Here is a 21,039-nt window from a genome sequence, read left to right as displayed (position 1 = left end):
GACAGGCCGACGTCCGCTCCAGGGAAGGACCCTTCGTGAGCGACACCACCGATCTGATGGGCGTGAGCGCCGACAGCTCCGCTGTTGCGCCCTCCGCCGATGCGGATGCGCCTGCTGCCGGCGCTGCGGGCTCCCGGCGGCGCCGCGGTACCGGCCTTGAGGGCATGGTGCTGGCCGAGCTCCAGCAGGTCGCATCGGGCCTCGGTATCAGGGGCACCGCGCGTATGCGCAAGAGCCAGCTGATCGAGGTCATCAAGGAGGCGCAGGCCGGGGGAGGCGCTCCCGCGAAGAGCGCCGACACCACCGAGACCAAGCCGAAGCGCCGCGCCACCTCCAAGGCGCGCTCCGGCGACGAGGCCACGGCGAACGGCACCGAGGCCCCCGCCAAGGCGGTCAAGACCGAAGACGCCAAGGCCGCGAAGGCCGCCGCTCAGCAGCAGATCGACATCCCCGGTCAGCCGGCGAGCGACGAAAAGGGCGGCGAGCGCCGCCGCCGCCGTGCCACCTCCGAGGCCGGCAGCCCCGAGACCGTCACGGCCGAGGCGAAGACCGAGACCAAGACGGACGCCCAGGGCGACGCCGGTGACAACGGCGCCGAGGGCCGTCGCGAGCGCCGTGACCGTCGTGACCGCGGTGACCGTGGCGGCGACCGCGGTGAGCGCGGTGGCCGTGACCGCGGCGACCGCCGTGGCAAGGGCGACGAGCAGGGCAAGGAGCAGGGCGGGGGCAACCGTCAGCCGCAGGGCGGCGGGCGCCAGGACCGTCAGCGTGACAACGGCCCGCAGGACGACGGCTTCGACGATGAGGGTGGCCGCCGCGGACGCCGTGGCCGCTACCGCGACCGCCGTGGCCGTCGTGGCCGCGACGAGGCCGGCTTCGGCAACGAGGTGCAGGTCTCCGAGGACGACGTCCTGATCCCCGTCGCGGGCATCCTGGACATCCTCGACAATTACGCGTTCATCCGGACCTCCGGCTACCTGCCCGGTCCGAACGACGTGTACGTGTCGCTCGCCCAGGTCCGCAAGAACGGCCTGCGCAAGGGTGACCACGTCACCGGCGCGGTCCGCCAGCCCAAGGACGGCGAGCGCCGCGAGAAGTTCAACGCGCTCGTCCGCCTCGACTCGGCGAACGGCATGGCGGCCGAATCCGGGCGCGGGCGGCCGGAGTTCAACAAGCTGACGCCGCTCTACCCGCAGGACCGGCTCCGTCTGGAGACCGACCCGGGCATCCTGACCACCCGCATCATCGACCTCGTGTCGCCGATCGGTAAGGGCCAGCGAGGCCTGATCGTGGCCCCGCCGAAGACCGGCAAGACCATGATCCTGCAGGCGGTCGCCAACGCGATCACCGTCAACAGCCCCGAGTGCCACCTGATGGTCGTCCTGGTCGACGAGCGTCCGGAAGAGGTCACCGACATGCAGCGGTCGGTGAAGGGCGAGGTCATCTCCTCGACCTTCGACCGCCCGGCCGAGGACCACACCACGGTCGCCGAGCTCGCCATCGAGCGCGCCAAGCGTCTCGTGGAGCTGGGTCACGACGTGGTCGTCCTGCTCGACTCGATCACGCGTCTGGGCCGCGCCTACAACCTGGCGGCGCCGGCCTCCGGCCGCATCCTGTCCGGTGGTGTCGACTCGACCGCGCTCTACCCGCCGAAGCGCTTCTTCGGTGCGGCGCGCAACATCGAGGACGGCGGCTCGCTGACCATTCTCGCCACCGCGCTGGTCGACACCGGCTCGCGCATGGACGAGGTGATCTTCGAGGAGTTCAAGGGCACCGGCAACATGGAGCTCAAGCTCGACCGCAAGCTCTCCGACAAGCGCATCTTCCCGGCGGTGGACGTCGACGCGTCCTCCACCCGTAAGGAAGAGATCCTGCTCAACGCGGAAGAGCTGGCGATCGTCTGGAAGCTGCGCCGGGTGCTGCACGCGCTCGACTCGCAGCAGGCCATCGAGCTGCTTCTCGACAAGATGAAGCAGACGAAGTCGAACGCCGAGTTCCTGATGCAGATCGCGAAGACGACGCCGACGCCGGGCAACGGCAACGACTGATCGCTTCGCCGAGCTGTAGCACCGCTCAAGGGCCGCCCCCGTCACATCCGTGACGGGGGCGGCCCTTTGTGCGCTCCGGGGCGGGTTGTACGATCGCGCTCTTCATCCAACGTTCAACTCATTACTCCCTGGGGGGACTTGCGTGGACATATCTGTATCCGGCTCCGGCCGGCACCGCCGAAGACTCGGCAAGGTGCTGCCGGCCGCGGCGGCCGGGCTCGCCCTGATCGGCGCGGGCGCGTTCGCCGTCACCTCTTACGCGGGGGAGTCCGACACCGGCCGGGTCGTGCAGCCGCCGCCCGGCACGAAGACCGCGGAGCCCGTGGCGTCGTCGCCGTCGCCGAGCGGTGACAGGACGGTCACGCCCCGCATCATCGGCGGCACCTCAAGCGCCGCCTCCTGGATGGTGCAGCTCGTCTACAACGACCCCGCGGGCGGTTCGTACTTCGTCTGCGGCGGCACGCTGGTCGCGCCGAACAAGGTGCTCACCGCCGCGCACTGCGTGCACGACGAGAACGGCAACCGGCAGGACTGGGGCAAGTACGGCGAAGTCGCCGTAGGAACCAGCAAGAGCGTCACCGTCGCCGGCAACGGCGCCACGTACATCGACGTCACCCGCAGCTGGGTGCGCGACGGCTACGACCCCGACGCCATCACGAACGACGTCGCACTCCTCACCCTCGCCAAGCCGGTCGCCCAGACCACGCTGGAACTGGCCGGACCGGATGACAGCGCGCTGTACGCCGCCGGCACGAACGCCACCGTGTACGGCTGGGGTCTCACCAGTTCGAACGAGGACACCGCCGACATCGCGTCCCAGCTGCAGAAGGTCACCCTGCCGCTGAACTCCGACGACGCCTGCACCCAGAACCTGGACCCGTACTTCCAGGCCGGGAAGATGATCTGCGCCGGACAGCTCGGCACCGGCGACGACAGCACCGGCAAGACCACGTGCCCGGGTGACTCGGGCGGTCCGCTCGTCGTGGGCGACAAGGTCGTCGGCATCGTCTCCTGGGGCATCAGCCAGGGCACGCAGCTCTGCAACGTCTCCGGCACGTACGAGGCCTTCACCAAGGTCTCCACGTACCAGCCCAAGGTCCGTCCGCGCATCGACGACACCGACATCAGCCGCAACGGCAAGGCCGACCTCTTCGTCCGGGCCTCCTCCGGTGGCAAGGGCTACGTCAAGGAGTCCACGGGCAGCGGGTTCGCGACGCGCAAGACGCTGAGCGGGTCCTGGAGCGCGTACAACCTCGTCCTCCAGGCCGACATGAACCGCGACGGCTACCAGGACTTCATCATCCGCCGCCGGTCGGACGGGAACGTCTACTGGCGGCACCGGTCCGCGTCCAGCTCGACGTACACGGACACGAAGATCGCGAGCGACTGGGCGACGCGGAAGTTCATCGTGGTGCCCGGCGACGTGACCGGCGACCGGTATCCCGACCTGCTGTCGGCGACCTCCGGCGGCACGCTCTACCTGTACCCCGGCAAGGGCGACGGGACGTACGGCACCCGCACCACCGTCGGCAGCGGCTACCAGGTCTTCAACTCCCTGCGCGGCAAGGGCGACTTCACCGGTGACGGCAGGAGCGACCTGATCGCCCGCGGCAGCGGCGGCAAGCTGTACCTCCTCAAGGGCACCGGCAAGGCGTCCGCGCCCTTCGAGACCGGCGTGCAGGTGCGCACCTGGGACGGGTACAACGCGTTCGCGGCGCCGGGTGACGTGACCGGTGACGGAAAGGCCGACTACGTGGCCCGCACGCCCGGCGGCACGCTCTACCTGTACCCGGGCACGGGGACCGCCTCCTCGGAGATCTTTGCCACACGCATCAAGATCGGGACCGGCTACACGCAGTACAACATCTTCGGATAAACCCGCAGGTGAGAGCCGGACGGCCGGCTCTCGTCAGCACTCTCTGTGCCCGTCGCGAGCCCCGCGGCGGGCACAGCGCGCTGTGCAACCCTTCTTCACGGTTTCCACGTCTCGCGAAGAGACGGACGAAGAGACGTCCGTCCGCGCCTGACCCTGCAAACAGGGGGTAACCGGCCAATCGAGCACCTGAGGACTGAGGAGCACATGCCCGACGAGAGCAGCCCCGCGACCACCGATCCGAGCCGCCCCACCCCCGGCGCCGGAGGCGGCGGCCGTCGGCGCAAGCCGCGCGCCAAGCGCAGCAAGGCCCTCGTCATCACGGCCTGCACCGCGGCGGGACTCGTCGTCCTGGCGGGCGCGGGCGCCGGCTTCCTGTACTTCAAGCTCAACGGGAACCTCAAGGGCGTCGACATCAACGCCGCGCTCGGCACCGACCGCCCCGCGAACGTCGACAACGGCTCGATGGACATCCTCGTCCTCGGCTCGGACTCGCGCTCAGGCGCGAACGCCAAGTACGGGCAGGACGGCGGCGGCGCCCGCTCCGACACCGCGATGGTCGTCCACGTGTACAAGGGCCACCGGAAGGCCGGTGTGGTCTCCATACCGCGCGACACCCTCGTCACCCGCCCGACCTGCACCGACAGTGCCGGCAACACGGTCGCGGGCGGCAGCCAGCAGATGTTCAACACGGCGTACGAGGTCGGCGGCCCGGCCTGTGCCGTCAAGACGGTCGAGAAGATGTCCGGGATCCGCATGGACCACTACGTCGAGGTCGACTTCTCGGGCTTCAAGAAGCTCATCAACACACTCGGTGGCGTCGACATCACCACCCAGCAGGCCATAGACGACAACAAGAGCCATCTGCACCTGGCGGCCGGGAAGCACACCCTCACCGGCGAGCAGGCGCTCGGCCTCGTCCGCACCCGGCACGGCGTCGGCGACGGCAGCGACCTGGGCCGAATACAGCTCCAGCAGGCCTTCATGAAGGCGCTGATCAACCAGATCAAGGACGTCGGCGTCTTCACCAGCCCCAAGAAGCTCTACGACCTCGCGGACACCGCCACCAGCGCCGTCACCACCGACTCCGAGCTCAACTCGGTCAACGAACTGGTCGGCTTCGCGGGCGGCCTCAAGGGCATCGGCGCGGGCGACATGAAGATGGTGACGCTCCCCGTCCAGTACGACCCCGCCGACCCGAACCGTGTACTCCCGCTGGAGAAGGCGGGTGCGAAGGTCTGGGCGGCGCTCAAGACGGACCAGCCCGTTCCGGCCTCCGCGCTCAAGGGCTCCGCCGGTGACAAGGGCGCCGCGGGCTCCGTCGTGACCAGCCACTAGCCGGCCACCGGGCGCCGGTCACCACTTGTCGGTGACCCTTCGGGAATAGTTCCGCCCCGACCCCGGTTTTGGGGGATACGGCCAGTCCTGGCAGACTGGTACGTCGGCCCCGGTTCACGCCCCCGCAATCCGCGGAAGCGACCCGGAGCCCTCCGAGATCATAGGAGACACCTTGAAGCGCGACATCCACCCCGAGTACGTCGAGACGCAGGTCAGCTGCACCTGTGGCGCGTCGTTCACCACCCGCAGCACGATCTCCAGCGGCACCGTCCGTGCCGAGGTCTGCTCCGAGTGCCACCCGTTCTACACGGGCAAGCAGAAGATCCTCGACACCGGTGGCCGCGTGGCCCGCTTCGAGGCCCGCTTCGGCAAGGCTGCTGCCGCCAACAAGTAGCGAGCCACTTGCGCCGGTCCACGGCCGCCCTTCGGGGCGGGCCGGGACCGGCGTGCTTGTTTTTGGTTGGCCGGGGACCCGGGGGTCTTCCCCGGCCGGCCGGTGGCCGTTCCCTTTCGCTGTACCTCACTTCAGGAGCCGGAGATGTTCGAGGCCGTCGAGGACCTCATCGGTGAGCACGCCGATCTCGAGACGAAGCTCGCGGACCCCTCGGTCCACGCCGACCAGGCGAACGCGCGCAAGCTCAACAAGCGCTATGCCGAGCTGACCCCGATCGTCGCCACCTACCGCTCCTGGAAGCAGACCGGTGACGACATCGAGACCGCGCGTGAATTCGCCGCGGACGACCCGGACTTCGCCGCCGAGGTCAAGGACCTCGAGAAGCAGCGCGGGGAGATCACCGAGAAGCTGCGGCTCCTGCTGGTCCCCCGGGACCCCAATGACGACAAGGACGTCATCCTCGAGGTCAAGGCGGGCGCGGGCGGCGACGAGTCGGCCCTCTTCGCCGGCGACCTGCTGCGCATGTATCTGCGGTACGCGGAGCGCGTCGGCTGGAAGACCGAGATCATCGACGCCACCGAGTCCGAGCTGGGCGGCTACAAGGACGTCCAGGTCGCCGTGAAGACCAAGGGCGGCAACGGCGCGACCGAGCCCGGCCAGGGCGTCTGGGCCCGTCTGAAGTACGAGGGCGGCGTGCACCGCGTGCAGCGTGTGCCGTCGACCGAGTCGCAGGGCCGTATCCACACCTCCGCGGCCGGTGTCCTCGTGACGCCCGAGGCCGAGGAGGTCGACGTGGAGATCCACGCGAACGACCTCCGCATCGACGTCTACCGCTCGTCGGGCCCCGGCGGCCAGTCCGTCAACACGACGGACTCCGCGGTGCGCATCACGCATCTGCCCACCGGAGTCGTCGCTTCCTGCCAGAACGAGAAGAGCCAGCTCCAGAACAAGGAGCAGGCGATGCGTATCCTGCGCTCCAGGCTTCTCGCGGCTGCCGTGGAGAAGGCCGAGGCCGAGGCCGCGGACGCGCGCCGCAGTCAGGTCCGCACGGTCGACCGCTCCGAGAAGATCCGTACGTACAACTTCCCGGAGAACCGCATCTCGGACCACCGCGTCGGTTTCAAGGCGTACAACTTGGACCAGGTGCTCGACGGTGAGCTCGACCCGGTGATCCAGGCCTGCCTCGACGCAGACTCGGCCGCCAAGCTCGCCGCCGCCTAAGCCACACCAAAAAAAGACCAGCTCAGTCCCGGAGGACCAGCGTGCAGCAACATCTTGGGGGGCGACCCCCAAACCCCCGCAGCGTGCTGCTCGCGGAAGTCGCCCAGGCCACCCAGCGCCTCGCCGACGCGGGCGTGCCCTCGCCCCGCAACGACGCGGAGGAGCTCGCCGCCTTCGTGCACGGCGTGAAGCGGGGCGAGCTGCATCTGGTCAAGGACGCGGACTTCGACGCCCGTTACTGGGAGGTCACCGCGCGCCGCGAGGCCCGTGAGCCGCTCCAGCACATCACCGGGCGCGCCTACTTCCGCTACCTCGAACTCCAGGTGGGGCCGGGCGTGTTCGTGCCGCGGCCCGAGACGGAGTCCGTGGTCGGCTGGGCCATAGACGCCGTACGGGCCATGGACGTCGTCGAGCCGCTCATCGTCGACCTGTGCACGGGGTCGGGCGCCATCGCGCTCGCCCTCGCGCAGGAGGTCCCGCGCTCCCGTGTGCACGCCGTGGAGCTGTCCGAGGACGCCCTGCGCTGGACGCGCAAGAACGTCGAGGGGTCCAGGGTCGACCTGCGCCAGGGAGATGCTCTGGAGGCTTTCCCCGAGCTCGACGGCCAGGTCGACCTGGTGGTCTCCAACCCGCCGTACATCCCGCTCACCGAGTGGGAGTACGTCGCCCCCGAGGCCCGCGACCACGACCCCGAACTCGCGCTGTTCTCCGGCGAGGACGGGCTCCACCTGATCCGCGGCATCGAGCGCACCGCGCACCGCCTGCTGCGCCCCGGTGGCGTCGTCGTCGTGGAGCACGCCGACACCCAGGGCGGCCAGGTCCCGTGGATCTTCACCGAGGAACGGGGCTGGGCCGACGCCGCCGACCACCCCGACCTGAACAACCGCCCGCGCTTCGCGACCGCCCGCAAGGCGATGCCGTGACGCGACAGAATCAGCGCAACAGCAGCAGCAACGGCAGCAACAGCAGCAACAGCACCAGCAGTTCCCGCATCTCTCGCATGGACTACGTGTACTTCGTGTACGAGGAGGCCCGCTAAATGGCTCGGCGATACGACACCAACGACGCGTCGGACCGTACGACCGGTCTGCGTGAAGCCGCGTCCGCCGTCCGCCGCGGTGAGCTGGTCGTGCTGCCCACCGACACCGTGTACGGCATCGGCGCCGACGCCTTCACCGCCGAGGCCGTCGCCGACCTGCTGGACGCCAAGGGGCGCGGCCGCAACATGCCGACCCCTGTCCTCATCGGCTCCCCGAACACGCTGCACGGCCTCGTCACGGACTTCTCCGAGATGGCCTGGGAACTCGTCGACGCGTTCTGGCCCGGCGCCCTCACGCTCGTCGCCAAGCACCAGCCGTCCCTGGCCTGGGACCTCGGCGACACCCGTGGCACCGTCGCCGTCCGCATGCCCCTGCACCCGGTCGCGATCGAGCTGCTCACCGAGGTCGGCCCCATGGCCGTCTCCTCCGCGAACCTCACCGGGCACCCCGCCCCCGAGGACTGCGACGCCGCGCAGGACATGCTCGGCGACTCCGTCTCCGTCTACCTCGACGGCGGCCCCACGCCCGGCATCGTCCCGTCCTCGATCATCGACGTGACCGGAAAGGTTCCGGTGCTCCTGCGCGCGGGTGCCCTGACCGCGGACGAGCTGCGCAAGGTCGTACCCGACCTCGAGGTGGCGAATTGACAGCCCCTGAGACGGGGCGTGGCATAGGCAACGAGGACTCCTTCCGCATCCTCCATGTCAGCACCGGCAACGTGTGCCGCTCGCCGATCACCGAGCGGCTGACCAGGCATGCCCTGGTGGGCAGACTCGGGAACCCCCTCGTACGCGGTCTGATCGTCGAGAGCGCGGGCACCTGGGGCCACGAGGGCGCGCCCATGGAGGCGAACGCCGAGACCGTCCTCGCGGACTTCGGTGCGGACGCCTCCGGCTTCGTGGGGCGCGAGCTCCTCGACGACCACGTGATCCGCGCGGACCTGGTCCTCACGGCCACCCGCGACCACCGTGCCCAGGTCATCTCCATGGGCCACAGCGCGGGCCTGCGCACCTTCACGCTGAAGGAGTTCACGCGCCTCGTCCAGGCCATCGATCCGGCCACGCTGCCCGACCCGCTGGACGGCGGCGTGGTGGAGCGCGCACGCGCACTGGTGCGCGCCGCGGCGGCTCTACGCGGGTGGCTTCTCGCCCCGAACGCCGAGGCCGACGAGGTCTACGACCCGTACGGCGCACCTCTGCCGTTCTTCCGCTCGGTCGGCGAGGAGATCAGCGAGGCGCTGGATCCCGTGGTGACGGCCTTGACGGGTGTTCCGGCCTGCCGTTGACCCGGCGGACGGAGTCCGGCGCAGCGCTGTGAAGCCGGGAGGCCCGTCGGGGCCGAGCGGTGCGGGTGGCGCGTCGGAGTGGGGCTCAGCGAGGCGCTGGATCCCGTGGTGACGGGCTTGACGGGTGTTCCGGCCTGCCGCCGAACGTGGTGACAGCGTCTGCCGGATTACCCGCTCGTACCTGAGTTTCGGGCGCCGCGGGCAGTGCGGGCCTACATTGGTTTTGAGGTCACCCCCGCGAGGCCCGGAGCCCAAGATGCCGGTCACCACTGAACAAACCCCCGCCGGTGCGACGTACGCGCACGCCGGCTTCGACGTACTGCGCCGGCAGGACCCCGAGATCGCCGAGATCATGCTCGGCGAGGCGGCCCGGCAGGCCACGTCGCTGCAACTGATCGCCGCCGAGAACTTCACGTCGCCGGCCGTCCTCGCGGCCCTCGGCTCCCCGCTCGCCAACAAGTACGCCGAGGGCTACCCCGGCGCCCGTCACCACGGTGGCTGCGAGCTCGTCGACGTGGCGGAGCGGATCGCCGTCGACCGGGCCAGGGCGCTCTTCGGCGCCGAGCACGCCAATGTGCAGCCCCACTCCGGCTCCTCCGCGGTCCTCGCCGCGTACGCCGCCCTGCTGCGCCCCGGAGACACCGTCCTGGCGATGGGGCTCCCGTACGGCGGCCACCTCACCCATGGCTCGCCCGCGAACTTCTCGGGCCGCTGGTTCGACTTCGTGCCCTACGGCGTCGACCCGGAGACCGGCCTCATCGACCACGACCAGGTCCGCGCGCTGGCCCGCGCCCACCCGCCCAAGGCGATCGTCTGCGGCTCGATCGCCTATCCCCGGCACATCGACTACGCGGCGTTCCGCGACATCGCCGACGACGTAGGGGCCTACCTCATCGCCGACGCGGCGCACCCCATCGGCCTGGTCGCCGGGGGAGCGGCACCGAACCCCGTGCCGTACGCCGATGTCGTCTGCGCCACCACGCACAAGGTGCTGCGCGGCCCCCGCGGCGGCATGGTCCTGTGCGGGGCCGAGCTCGCCGGACGCATCGACCGGGCCGTCTTCCCGTTCACGCAGGGCGGCGCCCAGATGCACACGATCGCGGCCAAGGCCGTCGCGTTCGGCGAGGCGGCGACCCCGGCCTTCGCCGCGTACACCCATCAGGTGGTCGCCAACGCGAGGGTCCTCGCGGCCGCGCTCGACGCCGAGGGCCTCGCGATCACCACCGGCGGCACGGACACTCATCTGCTGACCGCCGACCCCACGTCGCTGGGCGTCGACGGCCCGACCGCCCGGGGGCGGCTGGCCTCGGCCGGCATGGTCCTCGACACATGCGCGCTGCCCTTCGGGGACGGGCGTGGCCTGCGTCTCGGCACTGCCGCCGTCACCACCCAGGGCATGGGCGAGCCGGAGATGGCGCGCATCGCGGTGCTCTTCTCGGGAGTGCTGCGGGACGAGATCGATCCGCGTACGGCGCGTGCGGAAGTGCGCGATCTCACCGGAAGATTTCCGCCGTATCCGGACTAGACAGGGGTGGGCGGGCAGGGGTGGTCCGTCACTCGTGCAACCATCATCGCTACCCGGCAGTCCTTCACCACATGCGCGCGAAGCTAGGGTGTGGGGCTGAGATGGCCAGCGATATCTGTGGGGAAGCCCGTGCGTGAATACCTGCTGACGCTCTGCATCACGGCCGCGGTGACATACCTGCTGACCGGCCCGGTGCGGAAGTTCGCGATCGTGGCCGGCGCCATGCCGGAGATCCGCGCCCGCGACGTGCACCGGGAGCCCACGCCCCGGCTCGGCGGGATCGCCATGTTCTTCGGCCTGTGCGCGGGTCTCCTCGTCGCGGACCACCTGACGAACCTCAGCCCCGTCTTCAAGATGTCGAACGAGCCGCGGGCGCTGCTCTCCGGAGCCGCCCTGATCTGGCTGATCGGTGTCCTGGACGACAAGTTCGAGATCGACGCCCTGATCAAGCTGGGCGGCCAGATGATCGCCGCCGGCGTCATGGTCATGCAGGGTCTTACGATCCTGTGGCTGCCGATCCCGGGTGTGGGCACGGTCTCGCTCACGCAGTGGCAGGGCACGCTCCTCACCGTCGCCCTGGTCGTGATCAGCATCAACGCGGTCAACTTCGTGGACGGCCTCGACGGCCTCGCGTCCGGCATGGTGTGCATCGCCGCATCGGCGTTCTTCCTGTACTCGTACCGCCTCTGGTACGGCTACGGCATCGAGGCGGCCGCCCCCGCGACGCTGTTCGCGGCGATCCTGATCGGCATGTGTCTGGGCTTCCTGCCGCACAACATGCACCCCGCCAGGATCTTCATGGGTGACTCCGGGTCGATGCTCATCGGCCTCGTCCTGTCCGCCGGTGCCATCTCCATCACCGGCCAGGTCGACCCGAGCCTGATGAAGCTGAACTTCGGCGGCACCCGTGACGCCACCCACGCGATGGTCCCGGTCTTCATCCCGCTGCTGATGCCGCTGACGATCATCGCGGTGCCGTTCGCGGACCTCGTCCTCGCGATCGTGCGGCGCACGTGGAAGGGCCAGTCACCGTTCGCGGCGGACCGCGGACACCTGCATCACCGGCTCCTGGAGATCGGCCACTCCCACAGCCGCGCGGTCCTGATCATGTACTTCTGGTCGGCGCTGCTGTCCTTCGGCGCGGTCGCCTACTCCGTCCACTCGTCGTCGATGTGGATCGTCATGGCGATCGTCGTGCTGAGTTTCGTCGGTCTCGTACTGCTTCTGCTGCCGCGCTTCACGCCGCGCGCCCCGCACTGGGCGGAGGCCTTCCTGCCGCCGCGCTACCGGCGCAGGCGGGCCGCGCGGGCGGCTGCCCAGGCGCCTGAGACGGCGCCGTCGTACGCGGCTCAGGCAGCGGCCGGGCCGGCCGAGGAGGCGGCCGGGTCAGGTGTGGCCGCGGAGGCGCCCGAGGACGAGGGTGCTCGCACGCCGATGCCCGCAGGAGTCAACGGGGCGACGGCCATTGGCCCCCGTTCGCGCTTCCTGGATCGGCGCAAGGCGCCCTCGTCGCGCTGACGCGAGAGACGAAAACGCCTCATTACCAGACAAGTTGGCCGCTTTTTTGCACAGACGCGCGGAGTACCTCTCACGTGTGACAGTAAGCACACTACAGAGGTAAAGACCTCATCAAATAGTTTGTGATACCGTTCACGAGACCCGGGGATAGAGCCGAAGGACCGTAGTGCGACGGCCCATTGGCCCGAAGTTCCCTCTCGGCCCCGGTCTACGCTCGTCCATGACGACACCCTGCCCCCACCCAGTAAAGGGAGCTGCCGCCATGCCCTCCAACGACGCACGGATCCTCCTTCAGGCCGTTGTGCCCACAGCCATTGCCGGCGCGCTTGCCGCCGTGATCAGTGGTGTGGTCGCCGGCGGCAAGGGGGCCCTCGGTGCAGTCATCGGCACGGTGGTCGTGATCGCTTTCATGGGCCTCGGGCAGGTCGTCCTCCAGCGGACGGCAAAATCGCTTCCGCAGCTCTTCCAGGCGATGGGGCTGATGCTCTACGTCGCCCAGTTGCTGCTGCTTCTGATCTTCGTCGCCGTCTTCAAGGACACGACACTGTTCAACCCCAAGGCCTTCGCCGCTTCACTCGTCGCCGCCACCGTCGTATGGATGGCCGCGCAGGCGCGTGCGCACATGAAGGCCAAGATTTTCTATATCGATCCCGACTCGGCGAAAGACTCCGAGAAGAGCGACAAGCCCGAGAATTCAGGGTCGTCCTCATGAGGGGTAGGGGCGGGATAAGTGCGGGTTCGCGTTACTGCTATCGTCCGGTGCCAACTGCGGCACTGCGGGCGCGGGCATCTGAGCTGACGCCTGCTCGACTGCGAGGCTCACTGCCTGCCTGCCGCCCCCACATCCGAAACACCAGACCGGTGCCGATCCGCGGCTGCGCGCCGCAACGACACAACGAGGTTGCCGTACCTATGCGTCACGCCGAAGGAGCCCGTGGTGAGTGCTGACCAGACTGAGCTCGCCTTTGACTGGAGCTGTCGGATCATGTCCGACAACGGCTGCGGCTTTCCGGCTCCCGGTCTGCACTCGTTCCTCTTCAAGCCGATCTTCACCGTCGGCGGGTTCGAGTTCAACAAGGTGATGCTGCTCGCCCTCCTGACGACTCTCGTCGTCGTCAGTGTCTTCTACGCGGCGTTCGGCAAAGCCAAGGTCGTCCCGGGCAAGCTCCAGATGGCCGTGGAAGCGGGGTACGACTTCGTACGCCGCGGAATCGTCTACGAGACGATGGGCAAGAAGGAGGGCGAGAAGTACGTCCCCTTCATGGTGTCGCTGTTCTTCTTCATCTGGATCATGAACATCTGGTCCGTGATCCCGCTGACCCAGTTCCCGGTCTCGTCGGTGTTCGCGTACCCGGTCGTGCTCGCGGCCATCGTCTACCTGATCTGGGTGCCGCTGACCTTCAAGCGCCATGGTTTCGTGGGCGGTTGGAAGAACATCACGGGCTACGACAACTCGCTCGGCCCGATCAAGTGGCTCGTCTCGTTCATCGAGTTCTTCTCGAACCTGCTCGTCCGGCCGTTCACGCACGCGGTGCGACTGTTCGCCAACATGTTCGCCGGTCACCTGATGCTGGTGATGTTCACCGTCGCCTCCTGGTACCTGCTGAACAGCTGGATGATCCCGGCCGCGGGCGTCTCCTTCGTGATGACCGTCGCCATGGTCCTCTTCGAGCTTTTCGTGCAGGCGGTCCAGGCGTACGTCTTCGTGCTCCTCGCCAGCACCTACATTCAGGGCGCTCTCGCCGAGCACCACTGAGTCCCCGTCCCGTCATACCCCCTGTCGTCCGGTGGCCAACCCCCACCGGTTCGTTAAAGAGAAGGAAGTAACGGCATGTCCGCGACCATCGAACTCGCCGCTGGCGTCTCCGGCTCCCTCGGTTCCATCGGCTATGGTCTCGCCGCCATCGGCCCCGGCATCGGCGTCGGTATCGTCTTCGGTAACGGCACCCAGGCCCTGGCTCGTCAGCCCGAGGCCGCCGGTCTGATCCGTGCCAACCAGATCCTCGGCTTCGCCTTCTGTGAGGCGCTCGCCCTCATCGGCATCGTTCTGCCGTTCGTTTACGGTCAGTGACCTCACTCCTCACAGACCATTATTCGACGAAAGGCACTGATGTGATCGCCAACCTGGTACAGCTGGCGGCCGAGGAGAAGCAGAACCCGCTGATCCCGGCTGGTCCCGAGCTGCTCGTGGGCACCATCGCCTTCGCCATCGTCTTCTTCTTCTTCGCCAAGAAGCTCCTCCCGCGTATCAACAAGGTGCTGGAGGAGCGCCGCGAGCTGATCGAAGGCGGTATCGAGAAGGCCGAGTCGGCCCAGACCGAGGCCCAGAGCGTGCTCGAGCAGTACAAGGCTCAGCTGGCCGAGGCTCGTCACGAGGCCGCGCGTCTGCGCCAGGAGGCGCAGGAGCAGGGCGCCACGCTCATCGCCGAGATGCGCGCGGAAGGCCAGCGGCAGCGTGAGGAAATCATCGCCGCCGGCCACTCGCAGATCGAGGCCGACCGCAAGGCCGCCGCTCAGGCGCTGCGCCAGGACGTGGGCCAGCTGGCCACCACCCTGGCCGGCAAGCTGGTCGGCGAGTCCCTCGAGGACCACGCCCGGCAGTCGCGCACGATCGACCGCTTCCTCGATGACCTCGAGGAGAAGGCCGAGGCTGTTCGATGACTGCCCACGGAGCGAGCCGCGAGGCACTCGCCTCCGCACGTGAGCGTCTCGACGCGCTGACCGACAGCACCTCGGTCGACGCCCGACAGCTTGCCGGAGAGCTGGCCGCGGTCACCGCGCTGCTCGACCGCGAGGTGTCGCTGCGTCGGGTCCTGACCGACCCGGCGCAGGCCGGCGAGGCCAAGGCCGAGCTCGCGGAGCGTCTGCTCAGCGGCCAGGTCAGCGGCACGACCGCCGACCTGGTGGCCGGGCTGGTCCGCTCCCGCTGGTCCGCGTCGCGCGACCTGGTCGACTCCGTCGAGGAGCTGTCCAACATCGCCGAGCTGACCGCGGCGCAGCAGGCCGGCGAGCTGGACGACGTGGAGGACGAGCTGTTCCGGTTCGGCCGGATCGTCGCCTCGAACACCGAGCTGCGCGCCGCGCTCACCGAGCGTAACGCCACGGGCACGGCCAAGAGCGAGCTGCTGCGCAGCCTGCTCGGCGGTCGCGCCAAGGCCTCCACCGAGCGTCTCGTCGAGCGCCTTGTGACCCAGCCGCGTGGACGTAGCCTGGAGACGGGACTCGAGTCCCTGTCCAAGCTCGCCGCGGAGCGCCGGGACCGCATGGTCGCCGTCGTCACCACGGCGGTGCCGCTGAGTGACGCGCACAAGCAGCGCCTGGGCGCCGCCCTGGCGAAGCTCTACGGGCGTCAGATGCACCTGAACCTCGACGTGGACCCCGAGGTCCTCGGAGGGATCACCGTGCAGGTGGGCGACGAGCTCATCAACGGAAGCATCGCGGACCGCATTGAGGACGCCAGCCGCCGTATGGCCGGCTAGCCGACTCGCACAACGTAGTAGTACCTACGGCCCTAGTTGGGCCGTGCAGAGGATTCCTGGGGGCTGACCCCAGACCCCCCAAGAAAACTTCGGGCCCAACAAGGAGAGCAGGGAACCCAGATGGCGGAGCTCACGATCCGGCCGGAGGAGATCCGGGACGCGCTGGAGAACTTTGTCCAGGCGTACAAGCCGGACGCGGCCTCGCGCGAGGAGGTCGGTACGGTCACCCTTGCCGGCGACGGCATCGCGAAGGTCGAGGGCCTGCCCTCGGCCATGGCCAACGAACTGCTGAAGTTCGAGGACGGCACCCTCGGCCTCGCCCTCAACCTCGAGGAGCGCGAGATCGGTGCCATCGTGCTCGGTGAGTTCACCGGTATCGAGGAGGGCCAGCCGGTGCAGCGCACCGGTGAGGTGCTCTCCGTCGCCGTCGGCGAGGGCTACCTGGGTCGCGTCGTCGACCCGCTCGGCACCCCGATCGACGGCCTCGGCGAGATCGAGACCAGCGCGCGTCGTGCCCTTGAGCTGCAGGCCCCCACGGTCATGCAGCGCAAGTCGGTGCACGAGCCGATGGAGACCGGCTACAAGGCCGTCGACGCGATGACCCCGATCGGCCGCGGTCAGCGTCAGCTGATCATCGGCGACCGCCAGACGGGCAAGACCGCCCTGGCTGTCGACACGATCATCAACCAGCGCGACAACTGGCGCACCGGCGACCCGAAGAAGCAGGTCCGCTGCATCTACGTCGCCATCGGCCAGAAGGGCTCGACCATCGCCTCCGTGCGTGGCGCCCTGGAAGAGGCCGGCGCGCTGGAGTACACGACCATCGTCGCCGCCCCGGCGTCCGACCCGGCCGGCTTCAAGTACCTTGCGCCGTACACCGGTTCGGCCATCGGCCAGCAGTGGATGTACGAGGGCAAGCACGTCCTCATCATCTTCGACGACCTCTCGAAGCAGGCCGACGCCTACCGCGCCGTGTCCCTGCTGCTCCGCCGCCCGCCGGGGCGCGAGGCCTACCCGGGTGACGTCTTCTACCTGCACTCCCGCCTCCTCGAGCGCTGCGCGAAGCTCTCGGACGAGATGGGTGCCGGCTCGATGACCGGTCTGCCGATCGTCGAGACCAAGGCGAACGACGTGTCGGCGTTCATCCCGACCAACGTCATCTCCATCACCGACGGCCAGTGCTTCCTGGAGTCGGACCTGTTCAACGCCGGTCAGCGCCCCGCGCTGAACGTCGGTATCTCCGTCTCCCGAGTCGGTGGTTCCGCGCAGCACAAGGCGATGAAGCAGGTCTCCGGCCGCCTCCGTGTGGACCTCGCCCAGTTCCGTGAGCTCGAGGCGTTCGCCGCCTTCGGTTCCGACCTGGACGCCGCGTCGAAGGCCCAGCTGGAGCGCGGTCAGCGCATGGTGGAGCTGCTCAAGCAGCCCCAGTACCAGCCGATGGCGACCGAGGACCAGGTTGTCTCCGTCTGGGCCGGTACCACCGGCAAGATGGACGACGTCCCGGTCGTGGACATCCGGCGCTTCGAGCGCGAGCTGCTCGACTACCTGCACCGCAAGGAGCAGGGCCTGATGACCTCCATCAAGGAGGGCGGCAAGATGTCGGACGACACCCTGACCGCCACCGCCGACGCCATCGCGGACTTCAAGAAGCAGTTCGAGACCTCGGACGGGAAGCTTCTCGGCGAGGACGCTCCGGCCGCCGCCGGTAAGTGACGACGGAAGGGACCTGACTCATGGGAGCCCAGCTCCGGGTCTACAAGCGTCGCATCAAATCCGTCACCGCGACCAAGAAGATCACCAAGGCGATGGAGATGATCGCTGCCTCGCGCGTCGTCAAGGCGCAGCGCAAGGTGACGGCCTCCACGCCGTACGCGACCGAGCTCACCCGCGCGGTCACGGCTGTCGGCACCGGTTCGAACACGAACCACCCGCTGACGACGGAGCCGGAGACGGCGACGCGCACCGCGGTGCTGCTCCTCACGAGCGACCGCGGTCTGGCCGGCGCCTTCAACTCGAACGCCATCAAGGCCGCGGAGAAGCTGACCGCGCGTCTCGAGGCCGAGGGCAAGGAGGTCGAGATCTACATCGTCGGCCGCCGTGGTGTCGCCCACTACAACTTCCGTGAGCGCAAGATCGCGGAGCAGTGGACGGGTTTCACCGACGAGCCCACGTACGCGGACGCCAAGAAGGTCGCGGGCCCGCTGATCGAGGCGATCGAGAAGGACTCGGCGGAGGGCGGCGTGGATGAACTCCACATCGTCTACACGGAGTTCATCTCGATGATGACGCAGTCGGCCGTTGACGGCCGTCTGCTTCCGCTCAGCCTCGAAGAGGTGGCGGAGGAGTCGAAGTCCAAGGGCGAGATCCTTCCGCTGTACGACTTCGAACCGTCGGCGGAGGACGTCCTCGACGCCCTGCTGCCGCGCTACGTCGAGAGCCGTATCTACAACGCGCTGCTCCAGTCGGCTGCTTCCAAGCACGCCGCGACGCGCCGCGCGATGAAGTCGGCGACCGACAACGCGGGAGACTTGATCAACTCGCTCTCCCGACTTGCCAACGCGGCCCGCCAGGCCGAAATCACCCAGGAAATCAGCGAGATCGTCGGCGGCACTGCAGCCCTGGCCGACGCGACCGCGGGGAGTGACAAGTAATGACGACCACTGTTGAGACGGCCGTTGCCACGGGCCGCGTCGCCCGGGTCATCGGCCCGGTCGTCGACGTGGAGTTCCCCGTCGACGCGATGCCGGAGATCTACAACGCCCTGCACGTCCAGGTCGACGACCCGGCCACCGAGGGTGCGAAGAAGACGCTGACCCTCGAGGTCGCCCAGCACCTGGGTGACGGCGTGGTCCGTACGGTCTCGATGCAGCCCACCGACGGTCTGGTCCGCCAGGCCGCCGTGACGGACACCGGCGCCGGCATCTCGGTGCCCGTCGGTGACCTGACCAAGGGCCGGGTGTTCAACACCCTCGGTGACGTGCTGAACGACGACCCGTCCTCGGTCGCCGACGCCCCGCGCTGGACGATCCACCGCAAGGCCCCGGCCTTCGACCAGCTCGAGTCCAAGACCGAGATGTTCGAGACCGGCCTGAAGGTCGTCGACCTTCTCACCCCGTACGTCAAGGGTGGAAAGATCGGTCTGTTCGGTGGTGCCGGTGTCGGCAAGACCGTTCTGATCCAGGAAATGATCGTCCGTGTGGCCAAGCTGCACGACGGTGTCTCCGTCTTCGCCGGTGTCGGCGAGCGCACCCGTGAGGGCAACGACCTCATGGTCGAGATGGAGGAAGCCGGCGTTCTGGACAAGACCGCGCTGGTCTTCGGCCAGATGGACGAGCCGCCGGGCACGCGTCTTCGCGTCGCCCTGGCCGGTCTGACCATGGCGGAGTACTTCCGCGATGTGCAGAAGCAGGACGTGCTGTTCTTCATCGACAACATCTTCCGCTTCACGCAGGCCGGTTCCGAGGTCTCGACCCTGCTCGGCCGCATGCCCTCCGCGGTGGGTTACCAGCCGACCCTCGCCGACGAGATGGGTCTCCTCCAGGAGCGCATCACGTCGACCCGTGGTCACTCGATCACCTCGATGCAGGCGATCTACGTCCCCGCGGACGACCTGACCGACCCGGCCCCGGCCACCACGTTCGCCCACCTCGACGCGACGACGGTTCTCTCCCGTCCGATCTCCGAGAAGGGCATCTACCCGGCCGTGGACCCGCTGGACTCCACGTCCCGCATCCTGGACCCGCGCTACATCGCGCAGGACCACTACGACGCGGCGATGCGCGTCAAGACGATCCTGCAGAAGTACAAGGATCTCCAGGACATCATCGCGATCCTCGGTATCGACGAGCTGGGCGAGGAGGACAAGCTCGTTGTCCACCGTGCCCGTCGCGTCGAGCGCTTCCTGTCGCAGAACACCCACGCCGCCAAGCAGTTCACCGGCGTGGACGGTTCGGACGTGTCGCTCGAGGAGTCGATCACCGCGTTCAACGCGATCTGCGACGGCGAGTACGACCACTTCCCCGAGCAGGCGTTCTTCATGTGCGGTGGCATCGAGGACCTCAAGGCCAACGCCAAGGAGCTCGGCGTCTCCTGATTCTGGCTTCTCCGGAAGCACAGACTCGTGGGAGAGGGGCGGGGGATACCCGCAGGGTGTGTCCCGCCCCTCTCCGTACGCCGACTAGACTTTGACCCAACACCCGGCAGCAACCGCCGGGTGGTGACCCGAGGAGCCCACCTTGGCTGCTGAGCTGCATGTCGAGCTCGTCGCCGCGGACCGCAGTGTCTGGTCCGGCGAGGCCACCCTGGTCGTCGCGCGCACCGCGTCCGGCGACATCGGCGTCATGCCCGGTCACCAGCCGCTTCTCGGTGTGCTGGAGTCGGGCCCGGTGATGATCCGCACGAGCGACGGCGGGACGGTTGTCGCCGCTGTGCACGGCGGTTTCGTCTCGTTCGCCGACAACAAGCTGTCCCTGCTCGCCGAGATCGCCGAGCTGTCGGACGAGATCGATGTCCAGCGTGCGGAGCGGGCGCTCGAGCGCGCGAAGTCGGATGCCGACGCATCCGCCGAGCGTCGCGCGGACGTCCGACTGCGTGCGGTGGCGACGCGCTGAGCCCTGAGGGTACCTCCCATGCCCTTTAGGCTATGGGGGAGCGCGGAGTGACATGACTCAGCCGCGGCCAGGACCGGAGAACCTCTCCGGACCAGGTCGCGGCTGAGGCGATCCTTGGTCAATTTTGCAGTTCCGTTATCGGATCCGCTGTCGGGCCCGTTATCAGATGAGGCGAGGAGGTCGGTACGAATGGTCCTCGTTCTCGTGCTGTGCGTGGTCGCGGTCGTCGTATTCGTATTGCTGGGGTTGTTCGTCTTCGGCCTGAGGCGCCGGCTGATCCAGCGCTCCGGGGGCACCTTCGACTGCTCCCTGCGGTGGGACGTGCCCGAGGGGGGCGACGCCTCCGGCAAGGGCTGGGGCTACGGCGTGGCCCGCTACAACGGCGACCGGATCGAGTGGTTCCGGGTCTTCTCCTACGCGATCAGGCCCCGTCGCACCCTGGAGCGCTCGGCGATCGAGGTGACGGGGCGGCGCGCGCCTGAGGGCGAGGAGGAGCTGGCCCTGCTCTCGGACGCGATCGTCCTCGCGTGCTCGCACCGCGGCTCGCGTCTCGAGCTGGCGATGAGCGAGGACGCGCTGACCGGCTTCCTGGCCTGGCTGGAGGCGGCTCCCCCCGGCCAGAGGGTGAACGTGGCCTGAGGTTTCGCATGGAGAAGCCGGGTGAACAGGGGGCGGCCCCGTTCACCCGGCTTCCGTCATGTGCGGCCC

20 protein-coding genes are annotated in these 21,039 nt (G+C 68.6%); all 20 read left to right on the top strand.

The window, feature by feature from the left end:
• The first annotated feature begins 35 nt into the window (after positions 1–35).
• Positions 36–2,048 (top strand): transcription termination factor Rho, encoded by a 2,013-nt coding sequence (gene rho / locus OG758_RS19355; RefSeq protein ID WP_326711168.1) that lies wholly within the window; start codon positions 36–38, stop codon positions 2,046–2,048.
• 142 nt (positions 2,049–2,190) lie between these two features.
• Complete coding sequence (locus OG758_RS19350) at positions 2,191–3,924, top strand: trypsin-like serine protease (RefSeq protein ID WP_326711167.1); 1,734 nt, start codon at positions 2,191–2,193, stop codon at positions 3,922–3,924.
• A 204-nt stretch (positions 3,925–4,128) separates the two neighbouring features.
• On the top strand, positions 4,129–5,259 hold the full coding sequence (locus OG758_RS19345) for an LCP family protein (protein WP_326711166.1): 1,131 nt from the start codon (positions 4,129–4,131) through the stop codon (positions 5,257–5,259).
• A gap of 172 nt (positions 5,260–5,431) precedes the next feature.
• Positions 5,432–5,653, top strand: coding sequence for a 50S ribosomal protein L31 (gene rpmE, locus OG758_RS19340; RefSeq protein WP_100595864.1), 222 nt, complete (start codon positions 5,432–5,434; stop codon positions 5,651–5,653).
• 144 nt (positions 5,654–5,797) lie between these two features.
• Complete coding sequence (gene prfA / locus OG758_RS19335; protein WP_326711165.1) at positions 5,798–6,874, top strand: peptide chain release factor 1; 1,077 nt, start codon at positions 5,798–5,800, stop codon at positions 6,872–6,874.
• Between the two features lie 83 nt (positions 6,875–6,957).
• Entirely contained in the window at positions 6,958–7,797 is an 840-nt protein-coding gene (gene prmC, locus OG758_RS19330) for a peptide chain release factor N(5)-glutamine methyltransferase (RefSeq protein ID WP_100595862.1), read from the top strand.
• A gap of 116 nt (positions 7,798–7,913) precedes the next feature.
• Positions 7,914–8,561, top strand: coding sequence for an L-threonylcarbamoyladenylate synthase (locus tag OG758_RS19325; protein ID WP_326711164.1), 648 nt, complete (start codon positions 7,914–7,916; stop codon positions 8,559–8,561).
• A complete protein-coding gene (locus OG758_RS19320; RefSeq protein ID WP_326711163.1) occupies positions 8,558–9,199 on the top strand; it encodes an arsenate reductase/protein-tyrosine-phosphatase family protein in 642 nt (213 codons plus the stop codon). The genes OG758_RS19325 and OG758_RS19320 overlap by 4 nt, the downstream gene beginning before the upstream one ends.
• Positions 9,200–9,455: 256 nt before the next feature.
• Positions 9,456–10,724: a serine hydroxymethyltransferase gene (glyA, locus tag OG758_RS19315; protein ID WP_326711162.1), complete on the top strand. Its 1,269-nt coding sequence runs from the start codon at positions 9,456–9,458 to the stop codon at positions 10,722–10,724.
• Between the two features lie 129 nt (positions 10,725–10,853).
• The gene (locus OG758_RS19310; protein ID WP_326711161.1) at positions 10,854–12,242 is read left to right on the top strand and encodes an MraY family glycosyltransferase; all 1,389 of its coding nucleotides are present in this window, start codon (positions 10,854–10,856) and stop codon (positions 12,240–12,242) included.
• 262 nt (positions 12,243–12,504) lie between these two features.
• Positions 12,505–12,954, top strand: coding sequence for a hypothetical protein (locus OG758_RS19305; RefSeq protein ID WP_326711160.1), 450 nt, complete (start codon positions 12,505–12,507; stop codon positions 12,952–12,954).
• A gap of 273 nt (positions 12,955–13,227) precedes the next feature.
• Positions 13,228–13,998 carry a F0F1 ATP synthase subunit A gene (atpB, locus tag OG758_RS19300; RefSeq protein WP_326715962.1) on the top strand — a complete coding sequence of 257 codons (771 nt, stop codon included), beginning with the start codon at positions 13,228–13,230 and terminating at the stop codon, positions 13,996–13,998.
• Between the two features lie 75 nt (positions 13,999–14,073).
• Complete coding sequence (gene atpE, locus OG758_RS19295) at positions 14,074–14,313, top strand: ATP synthase F0 subunit C (protein ID WP_227297233.1); 240 nt, start codon at positions 14,074–14,076, stop codon at positions 14,311–14,313.
• A gap of 41 nt (positions 14,314–14,354) precedes the next feature.
• Positions 14,355–14,903 (top strand): F0F1 ATP synthase subunit B, encoded by a 549-nt coding sequence (locus OG758_RS19290; protein ID WP_326711159.1) that lies wholly within the window; start codon positions 14,355–14,357, stop codon positions 14,901–14,903.
• Positions 14,900–15,721 carry a F0F1 ATP synthase subunit delta gene (locus tag OG758_RS19285; protein ID WP_326711158.1) on the top strand — a complete coding sequence of 274 codons (822 nt, stop codon included), beginning with the start codon at positions 14,900–14,902 and terminating at the stop codon, positions 15,719–15,721. Before OG758_RS19290 ends, OG758_RS19285 begins: the two co-directional genes overlap by 4 nt.
• A gap of 120 nt (positions 15,722–15,841) precedes the next feature.
• Positions 15,842–17,434 (top strand): F0F1 ATP synthase subunit alpha, encoded by a 1,593-nt coding sequence (atpA, locus tag OG758_RS19280; RefSeq protein WP_326711157.1) that lies wholly within the window; start codon positions 15,842–15,844, stop codon positions 17,432–17,434.
• 20 nt (positions 17,435–17,454) lie between these two features.
• Positions 17,455–18,372, top strand: a complete 918-nt coding sequence (locus OG758_RS19275; protein ID WP_326711156.1) for a F0F1 ATP synthase subunit gamma — start codon at positions 17,455–17,457, stop codon at positions 18,370–18,372.
• Positions 18,372–19,814 carry a F0F1 ATP synthase subunit beta gene (gene atpD, locus OG758_RS19270; RefSeq protein ID WP_326711155.1) on the top strand — a complete coding sequence of 481 codons (1,443 nt, stop codon included), beginning with the start codon at positions 18,372–18,374 and terminating at the stop codon, positions 19,812–19,814. The genes OG758_RS19275 and atpD overlap by 1 nt, the downstream gene beginning before the upstream one ends.
• Before the next feature lie 142 nt (positions 19,815–19,956).
• Entirely contained in the window at positions 19,957–20,331 is a 375-nt protein-coding gene (locus OG758_RS19265; RefSeq protein ID WP_116509861.1) for a F0F1 ATP synthase subunit epsilon, read from the top strand.
• A 189-nt stretch (positions 20,332–20,520) separates the two neighbouring features.
• On the top strand, positions 20,521–20,970 hold the full coding sequence (locus tag OG758_RS19260) for a DUF2550 domain-containing protein (protein WP_326711154.1): 450 nt from the start codon (positions 20,521–20,523) through the stop codon (positions 20,968–20,970).
• Positions 20,971–21,039: the final 69 nt, after the last annotated feature.

The sequence above is a fragment of the Streptomyces sp. NBC_01474 genome, from assembly GCF_035918215.1.
Classification (GTDB): domain Bacteria; phylum Actinomycetota; class Actinomycetes; order Streptomycetales; family Streptomycetaceae; genus Streptomyces; species Streptomyces aureus.
Note: the sequence above shows the minus strand (reverse complement) of the source record. Positions and strands in the feature narration are given on the sequence as shown.